The sequence below is a fragment of the Flavobacterium sp. NRK F7 genome (assembly GCF_024054195.1).
Lineage (GTDB): Bacteria > Bacteroidota > Bacteroidia > Flavobacteriales > Flavobacteriaceae > Flavobacterium.
Map to the genome: position 1 here is coordinate 3,509,468 of NZ_JAMXLB010000001.1, position 14,374 is coordinate 3,523,841.

At 31.4% G+C, this 14,374-nt stretch carries 16 protein-coding genes; 11 read left to right on the forward strand and 5 right to left on the reverse strand.

Going from position 1 to position 14,374, the window contains the following annotated elements; genetic code table 11:
- Positions 1-5: 5 nt before the first annotated feature.
- Both NHF47_RS16040 and NHF47_RS16045 read right to left on the reverse strand, forming a co-directional pair.
- The gene (locus tag NHF47_RS16040) at positions 6-578 is read right to left on the reverse strand and encodes a Crp/Fnr family transcriptional regulator (RefSeq protein WP_252765870.1); all 573 of its coding nucleotides are present in this window, start codon (positions 576-578) and stop codon (positions 6-8) included.
- 82 nt (positions 579-660) lie between these two features.
- Positions 661-1,593 carry a peptidylprolyl isomerase gene (locus tag NHF47_RS16045; protein ID WP_252765871.1) on the reverse strand — a complete coding sequence of 311 codons (933 nt, stop codon included), beginning with the start codon at positions 1,591-1,593 and terminating at the stop codon, positions 661-663.
- A gap of 117 nt (positions 1,594-1,710) precedes the next feature.
- Here NHF47_RS16045 and NHF47_RS16050 point away from each other — a divergent pair, with 117 nt between their 5' ends.
- From NHF47_RS16050 to NHF47_RS16095, 10 genes are all read left to right on the forward strand, one after another.
- Entirely contained in the window at positions 1,711-2,169 is a 459-nt protein-coding gene (locus tag NHF47_RS16050; RefSeq protein WP_252765872.1) for a GNAT family N-acetyltransferase, read from the forward strand.
- A 115-nt stretch (positions 2,170-2,284) separates the two neighbouring features.
- On the forward strand, positions 2,285-3,004 hold the full coding sequence (locus tag NHF47_RS16055; RefSeq protein ID WP_252765873.1) for a 3-ketoacyl-ACP reductase: 720 nt from the start codon (positions 2,285-2,287) through the stop codon (positions 3,002-3,004).
- 152 nt (positions 3,005-3,156) lie between these two features.
- The gene (locus tag NHF47_RS16060) at positions 3,157-3,672 is read left to right on the forward strand and encodes a DUF2975 domain-containing protein (protein ID WP_252765874.1); all 516 of its coding nucleotides are present in this window, start codon (positions 3,157-3,159) and stop codon (positions 3,670-3,672) included.
- A 2-nt stretch (positions 3,673-3,674) separates the two neighbouring features.
- Complete coding sequence (locus tag NHF47_RS16065) at positions 3,675-3,881, forward strand: helix-turn-helix transcriptional regulator (protein ID WP_130734181.1); 207 nt, start codon at positions 3,675-3,677, stop codon at positions 3,879-3,881.
- A 99-nt stretch (positions 3,882-3,980) separates the two neighbouring features.
- Complete coding sequence (locus NHF47_RS16070) at positions 3,981-4,853, forward strand: ABC transporter ATP-binding protein (protein ID WP_252765875.1); 873 nt, start codon at positions 3,981-3,983, stop codon at positions 4,851-4,853.
- Positions 4,854-4,859: 6 nt separating this feature from the next.
- Positions 4,860-8,336 carry a M1 family aminopeptidase gene (locus NHF47_RS16075; protein WP_252765876.1) on the forward strand — a complete coding sequence of 1,159 codons (3,477 nt, stop codon included), beginning with the start codon at positions 4,860-4,862 and terminating at the stop codon, positions 8,334-8,336.
- A 75-nt stretch (positions 8,337-8,411) separates the two neighbouring features.
- Positions 8,412-8,858: a DUF1569 domain-containing protein gene (locus NHF47_RS16080; RefSeq protein ID WP_252765877.1), complete on the forward strand. Its 447-nt coding sequence runs from the start codon at positions 8,412-8,414 to the stop codon at positions 8,856-8,858.
- Between the two features lie 79 nt (positions 8,859-8,937).
- Positions 8,938-9,615, forward strand: a complete 678-nt coding sequence (gene trmD / locus NHF47_RS16085) for a tRNA (guanosine(37)-N1)-methyltransferase TrmD (RefSeq protein WP_252765878.1) — start codon at positions 8,938-8,940, stop codon at positions 9,613-9,615.
- Positions 9,616-9,789: 174 nt separating this feature from the next.
- The gene (rplS, locus tag NHF47_RS16090; protein ID WP_140996265.1) at positions 9,790-10,143 is read left to right on the forward strand and encodes a 50S ribosomal protein L19; all 354 of its coding nucleotides are present in this window, start codon (positions 9,790-9,792) and stop codon (positions 10,141-10,143) included.
- 135 nt (positions 10,144-10,278) lie between these two features.
- Positions 10,279-10,653: a DoxX family protein gene (locus tag NHF47_RS16095; protein ID WP_252765879.1), complete on the forward strand. Its 375-nt coding sequence runs from the start codon at positions 10,279-10,281 to the stop codon at positions 10,651-10,653.
- A 67-nt stretch (positions 10,654-10,720) separates the two neighbouring features.
- Here the strand turns inward: NHF47_RS16095 and lpdA are convergent, their stop codons facing one another.
- From lpdA to NHF47_RS16110, 3 genes are all read right to left on the reverse strand, one after another.
- Positions 10,721-12,124 carry a dihydrolipoyl dehydrogenase gene (lpdA, locus tag NHF47_RS16100; protein ID WP_252765880.1) on the reverse strand — a complete coding sequence of 468 codons (1,404 nt, stop codon included), beginning with the start codon at positions 12,122-12,124 and terminating at the stop codon, positions 10,721-10,723.
- Positions 12,125-12,264: 140 nt separating this feature from the next.
- A complete protein-coding gene (locus NHF47_RS16105; protein WP_252765881.1) occupies positions 12,265-12,462 on the reverse strand; it encodes a hypothetical protein in 198 nt (65 codons plus the stop codon).
- Between the two features lie 44 nt (positions 12,463-12,506).
- Positions 12,507-12,974 carry an Lrp/AsnC family transcriptional regulator gene (locus NHF47_RS16110; RefSeq protein ID WP_252765882.1) on the reverse strand — a complete coding sequence of 156 codons (468 nt, stop codon included), beginning with the start codon at positions 12,972-12,974 and terminating at the stop codon, positions 12,507-12,509.
- Between the two features lie 148 nt (positions 12,975-13,122).
- Here NHF47_RS16110 and NHF47_RS16115 point away from each other — a divergent pair, with 148 nt between their 5' ends.
- The gene (locus NHF47_RS16115; RefSeq protein ID WP_252765883.1) at positions 13,123-14,325 is read left to right on the forward strand and encodes an aminotransferase class I/II-fold pyridoxal phosphate-dependent enzyme; all 1,203 of its coding nucleotides are present in this window, start codon (positions 13,123-13,125) and stop codon (positions 14,323-14,325) included.
- Positions 14,326-14,374: the final 49 nt, after the last annotated feature.

Here is a 14,374-nt window from a genome sequence, read left to right on the forward strand (position 1 = left end):
AAAAATCATCTTCTAATTCTACTGAGTGTTTCTTGAGTTATTCCTAAATAGGAAGCAACCATTCCAAGAGGAATTCTATGGTAAATATCTTTATAGACTTCACAAAAATGTTCGTATTTTTCTTTTGCAGTGGTAAATCTCAAAACTGTTATACGTTCTAATAAATGTCCAAATATGGTTCCCATAGAAAGTCTCGCATATCGTTCCATCTCTGGAAAATGGTCAAACAAATATCCCAAATCATTTATATCTAAACAAAACGCCTGTATATCTTCAATAGCATCTATAGCATAAATATCTACTTGCTTTAGCATAAAGCTTTTAGGAGAATTTACCCATTCGTTTTCACTGCAAAAAAACTCCGTAATTTCTTTTCCCTCTTTTAGAAAAAAACTTCTTACAATTCCTTTTTGTATAAAATAACTTTTGGTACATACTTTATTACTTTCATGTAAGAGTTCCCCTTTTTTAAATTCTTGATATTCTATTCTGTTGAACAATTCTTTTTTTAAAGATTCGCTAACAGGAATAAACTTTTCAAAATGATGATACAAAATAGATTCTTTCTGAGTTTCCATATTCCTTTAATTAAAAAATCCCGAAAAATATTCCGGGATTTTAGTATAATTTATTTCAATAAATATTTTTTAAAATTAAGGATTATCTTACATCCATTAATTCTACATCAAATACTAAAGTAGCATCAGGTGGGATAACCCCTCCAGCACCTCTCGATCCATACCCTAAATAAGAAGGAATTACAAATCGAGCTTTATCACCAACTTGTAACAATGCAATTCCTTCATCCCAACCTTCAATAACTTGACCAACGCCTAATTGAAAATCGATAGGTTGCTTTCTTTTGTAAGAAGAATCAAAAACTTGTCCATTATCTAAAGCTCCTTGATAGTGTACTGAAACTTTTTTACCTTTTTCAGCTTGTTTTCCATTACCTTTTTGAATAATTTGATAACGTAAACCACTTTCCGTTTTTTGAAAACCAGCAGCTAATTTCTCTAATGCTTCTTCCGCTAGTCTTTTTTGTTCTGCTAATCTTTTCTCTCGAGAACCTTCAAATGTTCTAAAAGCTTCAATTGCATTCCAGTTTTTAGCTTCTTCACCTACTCTAATTATTTCTACAGATTCCATTACATCACCTTGAGCAATAGCATCCACTACATCTTGTCCTTCTACCACATGACCAAAAACAGAGTGTTTTCCATCTAACCATGGTGTTGGCACATGTGTGATAAAAAATTGAGAACCATTAGTTCCTGGTCCAGCATTTGCCATAGACAAAACTCCTGGTTTGTCATGTTTTAATTCGGGATGAAATTCATCATCAAATTTATATCCTCCATCTCCAGTACCAGTTCCTAAAGGACAACCACCTTGAATCATAAAATCTGTAATAACACGGTGAAATTTTAATCCGTTATAATATGGTGTTCCCATTGCTTTTGCTTTGTTATCTAACTGACCTTCAGCCAATCCTACAAAGTTCCCAACAGTTCCTGGTGTTTTATCATGTGTTAATTTTACTAATATACTACCTTTAGGAGTAGTAAATTTTGCATAAATTCCGTCTTGCATTTCGTGTTTATTTAAATTTTAAGCTACAAATTTACTAATATTATATCTAAAAGATTTATAAATAAACAATAAAATGTCTTCTCCTTTATCTAATTTTACAGCTCTAATTTATTGCAAATGAAACCGCTTATCATTACCTATCAACCCGAGTATAAAAATCACTTTATCAATTTAAACAAAGCTTGGTTAGAAGAATTTTTTGTTGTAGAACCACATGATAATGAGGTCTTTGATAATATTGAAAGTTATATTTTAGAGCCTGGCGGAATGATTTTCTTTTGTTTGATTAACAATGAAGTAGCAGGAACAGTTGCCATGCAAAAAGTCAACACCACCACTTATGAATTAGCCAAATTGGCAGTAGCAAAAAAATTCCAAGGTCTTAAATTAAGTAACTTATTAATGGATAGTTGCATTGCTTTTGCTAAAGCAAAGAATGTGGAAACAATTATGCTTTTATCTAATCGAAAGTTACAAAATGCATTACATTTATATGAAAAATATGGATTTATTGAAGTTCCCATGAAAGAAAACGATTACACTAGAGCAGACATTCAAATGGAACTAAAGTTATAATTCAACATTATAAATCTCCGTTTATTCAAATTAAATTTACCTAAATTTCATACAAAATTGGTAAAATCTTAGCTTACAAACCCCTAATTTTGTTATCCAATTAAAACAAATAAACATGGCGCATTTAAAAGGTAAAAAAGCGATTATTACTGGAGGAAGCAGAGGTTTAGGCAAGGCAACTGCAATTGCTTTTGCAAAAGAAGGAATAGACGTTGCCATTACCGGAAGAAACGAAAAAAGATTACAAGAAACCGTTGAGGAATTACAACAATTTGGTGTAAAAGCTAGTTATGCTGTTTTTGACGTAGGTAACTATGACGAAGTAAAAAACGGTATTAAAAGAATCATTGCCACCATAGGTGCAGTAGATATCTTGGTTAATAATGCTGGTATGGCTGCATTTGGATCTTTTAATGACATGGAAGTCAAACAATGGGAAGAAATTATCCAAACCAATGTCTTAGGCATGTATTATGTAACCAAAGAAGTACTTCCCTTTTTAATAGAAAAAAATGAAGGTGATATTATTAACGTTTCTTCAACTGCAGGTTTAAATGGAAGTCCAAATACTTCTGCTTATTCTGCATCCAAATTTGCAGTAATAGGACTGTCAGAATCCTTAATGAAAGAAGTTCGTAAAAACAATATCAGAGTTTGCACTTTAACACCAAGCACAATCGTTTCCGATATGTCAATTGACTTAGGTATTGCAAGTAATGATACTCCAGATTCTGTGTTACAACCAGAGGATTTTGCAGCATTAATTGTTGCAGGATTAAAATTACCCAGAAGAGCCATGTTGAAAGGAGCCTCACTTTGGTCTACAAACCCTTAATGATTATAATTTAAAAAAGCATAATGGAGGTAAAAATCTATTATGCTTTTTTTTGCATCTAGTAGCAGTAAAAATAAATTATTCAATTTTTATAATAATTTATCGTAAAACAATAATTATTTATATATTTGCAATGATAATATATTTGTTTTATGAAGACAACCAGAATCATTTCAACCCTATTATTTTATTTTGTAAGAATAATTGCGTTCTTATATGGTCTAACTACAGTTTATGTAGCCATAGTAACAATTTTTAAAACTAATGCGCTGAGAGTACTAGAACATAATCGTTTTGCGGTGTGTTATCCTTTCACAGATAAAAATTTTATCTTGGGTAGTGCCTATACTTTTCATTACATCACAGAAATGTTAGTTACTTTGGCTTTTTATAGTTTGTTTTTCTTTGGTTTGAGTAATGTATTTCAAACGTTTAAACAAACGAAATTATTTACCGCTCGTGGGGTATTTCATTTAAAAATTTTTTACATAACAAATCTACTTATGGCACCCATTATTTTTAGTTGCATTAGTATTAATCCCACAGAAGATTTTCCCTATTTCGCAATGATTGTCGGACACGCAATTATTGGTATATTCGCATTCTTTATAGCAGCTATATTTCAACAAGGGTTACATTTACAAACCGATCAAGACTTAATCATTTAAATATGCCAATTATTGTTAACATAGATGTTATGCTTGCCAAACGTAAAATGCAAAGTAAAGAATTGGCTGAAAAGTTAGGTATAACTCAAGCCAATTTATCCATACTAAAAACAGGTAAAGCCAAAGGTATTCGTTTCGAAACTTTAGAAGCAATTTGTGACGCTTTAGAATGTCAACCAGGTGACATTCTAGAATACGTTACGGAATAACATCTTTTCAAATACTACTCTTTTTTTCAGCTAAAATATAGTTGAGAGCAAGTCTATTGTCTAAAAACAAAAATAATAATCATCAAAATCAATCTCAAAATGAACAGTTTAACAATTAAAAATCTCCAAAAGACGTATAAAAATGGAGTCGTAGCCATAAATGATATTTCGCTAGAAATTAAAAATGGCATGTTTGGTCTTTTAGGGCCCAATGGTGCTGGAAAATCATCTTTAATGAAAACCATTGCTGGTTTACAGCAACCGGATAGCGGTACAATATTCTTTAATGGAATAGAGTGCATTAAAAACCCTCTTTTTATAAAAAAACAACTTGGCTTTTTACCTCAAGATTTTGGTGTATACCCAAAAATTTCGGCTTATAATTTACTAACTCACATTGCCATACTTAAAGGTATTACCAACACAAAAGAGCGTAAAGAACAAGTTGATTTCTTATTGGAAAAAGTAAATCTACAGCAACATAGTAATAAAGAAGTACATACTTTTTCTGGTGGTATGCGACAACGCTTTGGTATTGCGCAAGCGTTATTAGGTAATCCACAATTAGTTATAGTAGACGAACCCACAGCAGGTTTAGATCCTGAAGAAAGAAACCGGTTTAATAACCTACTTAATGAAATAAGCGAAGACATCATTATTATTCTTTCTACTCATTTGGTCGAAGATGTAAAAAATCTATGCAAAGAAATGGCCATCATTCACAACGGAACACTTTTAGTAAAAGGAAAACCAACTGATTTTATTGACGAACTTACTGGAAAACTTTGGCAAAAAACCATAGACAAAAAACAACTTATACAGTATGAAAAAGAATACAATGTTGTCCTAACTCAATTAAATATGGGAACCGTAACGATTCATGTACAATCGGACGCACAACCAGACACTTCTTTTAGACCCATACTCCCTAACCTTGAAGATGTATATTTCTCTATTCTTAACCAAAAATAAACGACCATGAATGCTTTATTACAATTTGAATTGCAGTCTTATTTTAAAAAAATAAGATTCCATCTCCTTATGGTTTTCATTGTAAGCATAGGGGTTTTTGCCGGTACTAAATTTTCCATTTCTGTAGGTTCTGAAATCTACAAAAACGCACCTTATACCTTATTTTATATGATTGGCTTTCTAAGCCTTTTAAGTATTCTTTTCACCACACTTTTAGCTTCACAAATACTCTTTAAAGAGGAAGAAGCACACTTTAATCTCATCCTTTATGCTACACCAATTACTAAAAAAGTATATTTAAAAAATCGGTTTATCTTAGTATTTGGGATTAGTTTTCTATTTTTTACTCTTCTTGTCTTAGGCTATCTTATTGGTCAACAAATAAAATGGAATACTAACGATTATATTCATTTTGACATATTAAATTACCTTATACCAGTCATTTTATTAGGTGGGATTAATACTTTTTTTTGTAGTGCGCTTATTTGTAGCATTAGTTGGTTAACTCAAAACAAACTAATGACTTATATTTCAGGTTTGTTTATCTACATTTTATATATGGTTGCCTTACTATTTTCCAATTCCCCGTTTATGGCACAATCGATGCCTCAATCGGAAGAAGCAAGAAAAATAGCTGCACTTATTGATCCATTTGGTCTTTCTGGTTTTTTCATGCAAACCAATACTTATTCCATCACTCAAAAAAACACCGAGATTATATTTCCAGAAGGTTATTTCCTTATCAACAGAGTTGTCGTTTTATTACTTTCTATCTGTTTTTTAGGCAGTACGTATCATTTTTTTTCTTTTCAAATTAAAAGCAGAAAATCACTTAAAAAGAACCCAATATCTACAATCAAAAAGAATAGGCATGCACCAATAAAAAAAGTCATTCCTGTTTTTAATTGGTATACTGCATTCAAAATGTTATTATCTTCAACTCGCTTACATTTAAAATATATTGTAAAAAGTATCCCTTTTATTTTAATTTGTTTAGGACTACTTTTTAGTGTAGGTATGGAAATTTATGGCGCTATCGAAAAAGGAATCAGGTTACCTCAAAAATATGCAACTTCAGGAGTAGTAACCAATACTATTATAGATACTTTTCCAATTCTTGGACTTATAATTATTCTTTTTTATGGACATGAAATTATTTGGCGAAGTAAAACAAATCGTTTTCATCTCATTGAAAATGCCACACCGCAGAACGAATTGGTAAAGCTAGTTTCAAAATGGCTAAGTTTATCCATCATTAGTATTGGGTTAAGCACTCTACTATTACTTTTAGGCATACTATTTCAGGTTACTTACCATTATACTTTCATTGACTGGAAAGCCTATTTTGGCATCTATCTTTTTGCAAATTGTCCTTTATTACTAAGTGCAGGACTTATTTGCCTGATTCAACATTGGATTCCAAACAAATATGCTGGATTAACCATTTCTTCTATTTTTGTTTTATTAACAGCAACTGCTATAGGGAAAAGTTTTCTAATTCATCCTTTACTGCGTTTTCAAATCCCATTAAAAGCAGTTTATAGCGACATGAATGGTTTCGGAGTATATGGGTATTCTTATGTTTGGCTACTACTCTTTGGTTTTTCTTTTGTTGGATTACTATTATATATGGCCACACAAATGCTACGAAAACAAAAAAAACATCTTCAAGTTACTATTATAGTTGTATTGGTTTTTATGATTGGAGTCAGTGGATTTCTCTTTTCTAAGGATTTTCAATTTAAAAATGCACAAGAAATATTGAAAAATCAAGCCTTCTATGAAAAACAATTTCGAAAATTTCAAAACAAACCACAACCCTCAATTACGAATGTTATTACTAATGTTGCTTTATTCCCTAGCCAAAATAGATATCGTATTACAGGTGAATATCACATTCAAAACAAAACCAACAAACCTATTACAGAAATTTTAGTAAATTTTAGTGATGATTTCAACATAAAAAAAGCTATTTTACAAGTACACAATACTTCTTATACAGTAACCAATCAATACGAAATCATCAACTTACAAAAAGATTTATTACCGCAAGAAGAGGCTGTTTTTAATTTTGTTTTAGAGTACCAATGGTTTCCTGTAAATGGTCATCAATCCTTCAATGCAATTGTAACTAATGGTTCTTTCATGAGAATTAGCAGGTATTATCCTCAATTTGGTTACCAAGCAGATAGAGAAATAGAGAAAAAAGAACAAAGAGCAAATTTTCAGCTTGGTGATGCTACTTCTATAAAAAAACTAGAAACTCCAAAAACAAAAACAGATGATTTTATATATCTAAAAATGACAATCTCAACTGAAAATGATCAAACCGCCATTAGTGTAGGTGAATTAACAAATCAATGGAAAGAGAAGAATAGAAACTATTTTGTTTATGAGACCTCAAATCTTATTCCTTTCCGTTTTGCCATTTCTTCCGCTCGTTATTCCTTAACAGAAACGCTTTATAAAGGAAAAAAAATTGAAGTTTATTATCATCCTAAACATAGTGAAAATGTAGAGCATTTAATCAAAAACGTTAAAAACACCCTCGATTATTGTGAACAAAATTTTAGTGAATATCCTTTTAAAACCATCCGTTTTGCTGAAATTTCTTCTTTTACCAAAGGTTTTGCAGCTACTGCTTATCCCAATACTATTTTCATGACCGAAAACACCCTATTTCACAGCAATATCAAAGCGGATAAACAACAAGATGTTATTAATGAATTAGCTGGTCATGAATTATCACATATTTGGTGGGGAAACAACCAAATTAATCCAGATGACAGAGAAGGTTATACAATGCTTACTGAAAGTTTTGCCATGTACACCGAACTTATGCTAGCAAAAAAAATGTACGGACAAAAAAGAGTATTGGAAAACGTGAATCTTCATACTGGAATTTATTTAAACGAACGAAATTTTGAAACTGAAAAACCATTATACAAAGTCAATCATAACCAAACACACCTTAACTATTCAAAAGGTATGGTTGTACTGTATCAACTGAGTGAACAAATAGGTGAAGCAAAAACAAATGAAGCATTGAAAAACTTTCTAAACAAATACAAGTATCCTAATAAAAACCCTATTACTACTGATTTTTTAAATGAATTATATGCCATTACAGAGAAGAAAAAACACCCTAAAATTGATGACTTATTTAAAAAAATTACTCTCTATAATTTTCAAGCAAAAAACATGGTTGTAAAAGAAAACAAAAACACTTTCGAATTATACTTTGATTTAATAGCTCATAAATATTATGAAAATGGAAAAGGAAAAAAAACAAACGTTCTTTTTAATGATGGTGTTGAAATTGCCATCGAGTTTTCTGATGGAACTAGCAAAATAATAGAATCCGCTTTTTTTAAATTTAATAAATCAATTAAAATTATTTTAGAGAAAAAACCAGTATATTTATACTTCGACCCCAATCAAAAATTTATCAAATTAACCAATGAACGCTTTTCTATACTATAAAAACAGGATAAAATACATTCAAAATTAAAAAAGACATATCTATTATTATTTTTCTAATGCTAAATAGTTAGACCTATGAAAAACATTTTTGATCCAAAAGACAATCAAGAAATCATAGCAAGAATTCACAATCTAACCCCTGAGTCTAAAGCACTCTGGGGTAAAATGAGTGTAGATCAAATGGTCTCTCATTGTATAGCTCCTATTAATGTAGCCTTGGGAACCGAGAAAATAAATGTTCCTATTCCACTAAGAATTATGGGAAGATTGATGAAAAAATCATGGTTAGATGCTCCAGAATTTAAAAAAAATACTCCTACAGCTAAAGAATTCATTCGTAAGGAAACCTATGATTTTGAAGCCACAAGGAACGAATTAATAAAAAGTGTTGAAAAATTAAGTAAAGGCTTTCAAGTAGTACAATTAGAAACGCATCCTTTTTGGGGTAAACTCACAGAAAAAGATTGGAACAATCTTCAATGGAAACATTTAGATCATCATTTAAGACAATTTGGAGTTTAATTCTTTTTTGTATCCATTTTAAGTTACTTACCTTTGCACACTTGTTTTTGAAAATTTGCACTTGAAATAAAGAAGTACCATGCGCATCGATATTATTACTGTTTTACCTGAATTGATTAAAAGTCCCTTTGAAGCCTCTATTCTTAAGAGAGCTATTGAAAAAGGATTGGTTGAAGTTCATTTTCACAATTTAAGAGACTACACGACTAACAAACAAAAAAGTGTGGACGACTATCAATTTGGCGGTGGGGCAGGAATGGTAATGAGTATTCAACCTATTGATGATTGTATTTCAAAATTAAAAAGGGAACGCGCATACGATGAAGTAATATACATGACTCCAGATGGTGAAACATTACATCAAGGAATGGCTAACAGCATGTCGCTTTTAAAAAACATTATCATCCTTTGCGGCCATTATAAAGGTGTAGATCAAAGAGTTCGTGATCAATTCATAACCCGAGAAATTTCAATTGGAGATTATGTATTATCAGGTGGTGAATTAGGAGCAGCCGTTTTATGCGACAGTATTATACGATTAATTCCAGGGGTTTTAAGCAATGAAACTTCAGCTTTGACTGATAGTTTTCAAGACAATTTGTTAGCGCCTCCCGTTTATACTCGACCCGCAGAATATAAAGGTTGGAAAGTTCCAGACATTTTACTAAGCGGAAATTTTCCAAAAATAGAAGAATGGAGAGAACAAAAAGCCTATGAACATACTAAAAACAGACGTCCTGATTTATTAAAAGAATAATTTTCAAAAACTTAACTCAAAAATAAAGTTTTCAAAAAGAGGCATTTCAACTAAAAATATTAGGCTTTCGAATTTGAAAATTGTTTTTTTTAATTATCTTTGCACCCACATTTGGACCAACCTCTAGCGAAGGACGTGTATGTTGCTCTGAATCAAACATTTATTTTATACAAAATGGCTAATTTAGTTGATTTCGTAAATAACGAATTCGTTGCAAAAAAAGATTTCCCAGATTTTAATTCTGGAGACACAATCACTGTGTATTATGAAATTAAAGAGGGTGAAAAAACAAGAACTCAGTTCTTCAAAGGTGTTGTAATCCAAAGAAGAGGTTCTGGTTTAACTGAAACTTTTACAATTCGTAAAATGTCTGGTGCTGTTGGTGTAGAGCGTATCTTCCCAGTTAATATGCCAGCATTACAAAAAATTGAAGTAAACCAAAGAGGTAAAGTTCGTAGAGCTCGTATTTTCTACTTCAGAGAACTTACTGGTAAAAAAGCAAAAATTAAAGAAAAAAGAAGAGGTTAATCTTTCATTTTCTGAAAATTATAAAAAAGTCGCAACAAATGTTGCGACTTTTTTTATTAATATAAATTGCACTACGTAAATAAAACGAATACTTAATTTAGCTATATTTGATATACTAACCTTAAAACTATTTATATGAGAATTGCAACGATTATTATTCGTATCCTTTTGGGATTATTTTTACTTTTTGCTTCCATTACTTATTTTTTTCCAATGGGAGAACAACCTACTCCTACTGGTGATATGGCAACAGTTTTTGCCGGATTTATGGCAACGAAATACTTAATGCCTTTAGCCAAATCTGTAGAATTACTAGTTGGCCTTTCTTATGTGTCTGGAAAATTTGTACGTCTTTTCAATTTGGTTTTACTTCCTGTTTCACTCAACATTTTACTTTTAAATATATTCCCAACAAAAGAAGCTCTACCAATTGCATTAGTCTTATTTTTAGGAAATTTATTTCTAATTTATTCGCATTGGAACAGTTATAAAGATATTTTAAAAGCCTAATCCTTTTAAAAACAAAAAAGCCAAATTCAATGAATTTGGCTTTTTTGCACTATGATTTTTTTTTAACTTACACATGTAAAGCTCTATTATCCGTTGCTGCTAAAGCCGCTTCTTTTACCGCTTCTGCAAATGTTGGATGCGCATGAGACATTCTCGAAATATCCTCAGCACTAGCTCTAAATTCCATCGCCGTAACCGCTTCTGCAATTAAATCAGCACAACGAGCACCAATCATATGAATACCTAAAACTTCATCCGTTTTGGCATCTGCTAAAATTTTAACAAATCCATCGGTATCACCACCAGCTCTTGCTCTTCCTAACGCCTTAAATGGAAAGTTACCTGCTTTATAAGCCAGACCAGCTTCTTTTAATTGCTCTTCTGTTTTACCAACAGCTGCTACTTCAGGCCATGTATAGACCACACCAGGAATTAAGTTATAATCAATATGTGGCTTTTGTCCTGCTAAATATTCTGCCACTAAAACACCTTCTTCTTCCGCTTTATGAGCTAACATAGCGCCACGAATTACATCACCAATGGCAAAAATATTAGAAACATTGGTTTGTAAGTGATCATTTACTTCAACTAAACCTCTTTCAGAAATTTTCACCCCTGCTTTATCAGCATGTAAACCATCAGTATAAGGACGACGCCCTACCGCTACCAAACAGTAATCTCCTTCTAAAACCAATTCTTTACCTTTCGCATCATCTGCCTTAACTGTCACATTGTTTCCATTTCGTGAAACTTCTTTTACTTTATGAGATGTGTAAAATTTCATTCCTTGCTTTTTCAATACTTTTGTCAATTCTTTAGACAAAGCACCGTCCATACCAGGAATAATTCGATCCATATATTCTACTACAGAAACTTGAGCTCCCAAACGTAAATATACTTGACCTAACTCAATACCAATTACTCCACCTCCAATAATCACTAAATGCTTAGGAACTTCTGGTAACTTTAAAGCTTCAGTTGAAGTAATTACTCTTTCTTTATCAATTTGTATAAAAGGTAAATTAGATGGTTTAGAACCTGTTGCAATAATGGTATTTTTTGACTCAATTACTTCAGAAGAACCATCCTTCTTTGAAATTTTTATATGGGTAGCATCTTCAAATGACCCCACACCTTCAAATACAGTAATTTTATTTTTGTCCATTAAGAATTTAACACCACTACACGTTTGATCCACAACCGCTTGTTTGCGCGCAATCATTTTTTCCAGATTAATCTTAACATCTCCCGAAACCTCAATTCCATGGTCTGCAAAATGTTGTAATTCCTCATAATGATGTGAAGAGGCTAACAAAGCTTTAGACGGAATACATCCTACATTCAAGCAAGTTCCACCTAAAGTAGCATATTTTTCAATAATTGCGGTTTTGAATCCTAACTGAGCACATCGTATTGCTGATACGTACCCACCTGGACCAGAACCTATAATGGTAACATCAAATTGACTCATAATATATTATTTCTTTGATTTAATTTAAAAGTACAAAATTATGAAATATTAATCCTTTTTCTGCATTATTTAGAGATATTTAAAAATAAAAAAGTCTGCCAATGATGACAGACTTCTATTATTTTAAAATTCAAAATGAATTAAATTTCATCTTGACAAGTATATACTTGTGGACAAGCAATGAACTTTTGACAGTAATATGGACCTGTTACTGCACCACTACAAGAACATCCACATTTTGATAAATCATAATTTCCGCTAATTCCTCCAAAAATATTTTTTTGGTTTTCTTTAGTTAGAACTTGTGCTCCTTCAATGTTTAAAAATTTACTTTTCATGTTTAAATAATGTTTATTTGTTAGGGTAGCTAAAATACAAAAAACTAATTATTTTGCAATCTAAAAACAGTAGTATTTTTTACCTCGCCAATCATAAAAGTACTATGTGTACTTCCAATATGTTGAATCGTTGTGAGTTTAGTAACCATAAATTCACGATACGCTTCCATATCTTTAACATAAATTTTCAAAATGTAATCATAATCTCCACTCACATGAAAACACTCTAACACTTCGTCAAGTTTAACTACTTCTTTTTCAAATTGAGCAATCAAATCGATATTATGCTGAATTAATTTTACATGGCAAAAAACCACAAAATTTTTCTCTATTTTTGACTTATCTAAAAGAGCTACATATTTTTGAATTACTTGCTCCCTTTCAAGCTTCTTAATTCGCTCATAAACAGCTGTAACTGATAAATTTAATTTTAAAGACAGTTCTTTAGTGGTCTTTTTAGTATCAGTTTGTAACAATTCAAGTAGCTTCTTATCTATAGCATCTAGTTTCATTTTTTACAATTTTAATCAAAAATACAAAATTATAGTATAAAAAACTATTTTTAAAAGATTAAATAGTGTTTAATTCTAAAAAAAATAATTTATATTGAAAATTTAATTTGATTTACTCAATTTTGAATCAAATTAAAAAACATTCCTTATGAGCACATTCAATCCTGCTGACAAAATTCAAGACCTACAATATTTCGGGGAATTTGGCGGTGTTAATCCATCTATCTCTGATAGTTCAACATATACTTTCCTTTCTGCAAAAACCATGTTTGATACTTTTGAAGGGAATGCAGAAGGTTGTTACTTATATTCTAGACACTCTTCCCCGAGTAATTTATATTTAGACAAAGCCTTGGCGGCTATGGAAGGAACAGAATCAGCAAACGTAGCTGCTTCCGGAATGGGTGCCATTACTCCCACTCTTTTACAATTATGCGGAAATGGTGATCACATCGTTTCTAGCCGAACTATTTACGGTGGCACCTATGCTTTTTTAAAGAATTTTGCTCCTAGAATGGGAGTTCAAACTACTTTTGTGGACATCACAAAATTAGAAAGCGTAGAAGCTGCCATTACACCAAACACAAAAGTAATCTATTGTGAAACAGTGAGTAATCCACTATTAGAAGTTGCAGATTTATCAAGTTTATCAAAAATTGCAAAAAAACACAATTTAAAATTAGTGGTTGACAATACTTTTTCACCGCTTTCAGTTTCTCCAATTCAATTAGGAGCAGATATAGTTATTCATTCTCTTACTAAATATATTAACGGTAGTAGTGATACTGTTGGTGGTGTCGTTTGTGCTTCACAAGAATTCATCAATGATTTAAAAAATGTAAATACGGGCGCTAGCATGCTTTTAGGACCAACGATGGACAGCATGAGGAGTGCTAGTGTAATGAAAAACCTTAGAACATTACATTTACGAATCAAACAACACAGCTATAATGCTGCTTACTTAGCTGAAAAATTTGAACAAGATGGCTTAAAAACAGTTTATCCGGGGTTAAAAAGTCATCCAAGTCATGAAATCTATAAAAACATGATTAATCCTGAATATGGTTTTGGAGGTATGATGACGATAGATGTTGGCTCTCTTGAAAAAGCAAATGAATTAATGGAGTTAATGCAGGAAAGAAATTTAGGATATTTAGCAGTAAGTTTAGGTTTTTACAAAACTCTATTCAGTGCTCCAGGAACCTCAACTTCATCGGAAATCCCATTAGAAGAACAAAAAGAAATGGGTCTAACAGATGGTTTAATCCGTTTTTCTATTGGTTTAGATAATGATATCGAAAGAACGTATCAAATGATGAAAGAATGCATGAAAGAACTAAACGTTTTATAATAAATCTCAACGAATATGTTATAAAATCCAATTACAAATACAGTAGTTG

Bases quoted from the DNA above. Each gene is read 5' to 3' on its own strand.
- NHF47_RS16070 (WP_252765875.1), top strand. From the start codon at position 3,981: ATGAACAGTTTAACAATTAAAAATCTCCAAAAGACGTATAAAAATGGA.
- NHF47_RS16095 (WP_252765879.1), top strand. From the start codon at position 10,279: ATGAGAATTGCAACGATTATTATTCGTATCCTTTTGGGATTATTTTTA.
- NHF47_RS16080 (WP_252765877.1), top strand. From the start codon at position 8,412: ATGAAAAACATTTTTGATCCAAAAGACAATCAAGAAATCATAGCAAGA.
- NHF47_RS16060 (WP_252765874.1), top strand. From the start codon at position 3,157: ATGAAGACAACCAGAATCATTTCAACCCTATTATTTTATTTTGTAAGA.
- NHF47_RS16050 (WP_252765872.1), top strand. From the start codon at position 1,711: ATGAAACCGCTTATCATTACCTATCAACCCGAGTATAAAAATCACTTT.
- NHF47_RS16045 (WP_252765871.1), bottom strand. From the start codon at position 1,593: ATGCAAGACGGAATTTATGCAAAATTTACTACTCCTAAAGGTAGTATA.
- NHF47_RS16055 (WP_252765873.1), top strand. From the start codon at position 2,285: ATGGCGCATTTAAAAGGTAAAAAAGCGATTATTACTGGAGGAAGCAGA.
- NHF47_RS16115 (WP_252765883.1), top strand. From the start codon at position 13,123: ATGAGCACATTCAATCCTGCTGACAAAATTCAAGACCTACAATATTTC.
- rplS (WP_140996265.1), top strand. From the start codon at position 9,790: ATGGCTAATTTAGTTGATTTCGTAAATAACGAATTCGTTGCAAAAAAA.
- NHF47_RS16105 (WP_252765881.1), bottom strand. From the start codon at position 12,462: ATGAAAAGTAAATTTTTAAACATTGAAGGAGCACAAGTTCTAACTAAA.
- NHF47_RS16040 (WP_252765870.1), bottom strand. From the start codon at position 578: ATGGAAACTCAGAAAGAATCTATTTTGTATCATCATTTTGAAAAGTTT.
- NHF47_RS16075 (WP_252765876.1), top strand. From the start codon at position 4,860: ATGAATGCTTTATTACAATTTGAATTGCAGTCTTATTTTAAAAAAATA.
- NHF47_RS16065 (WP_130734181.1), top strand. From the start codon at position 3,675: ATGCCAATTATTGTTAACATAGATGTTATGCTTGCCAAACGTAAAATG.
- NHF47_RS16110 (WP_252765882.1), bottom strand. From the start codon at position 12,974: ATGAAACTAGATGCTATAGATAAGAAGCTACTTGAATTGTTACAAACT.
- trmD (WP_252765878.1), top strand. From the start codon at position 8,938: ATGCGCATCGATATTATTACTGTTTTACCTGAATTGATTAAAAGTCCC.
- lpdA (WP_252765880.1), bottom strand. From the start codon at position 12,124: ATGAGTCAATTTGATGTTACCATTATAGGTTCTGGTCCAGGTGGGTAC.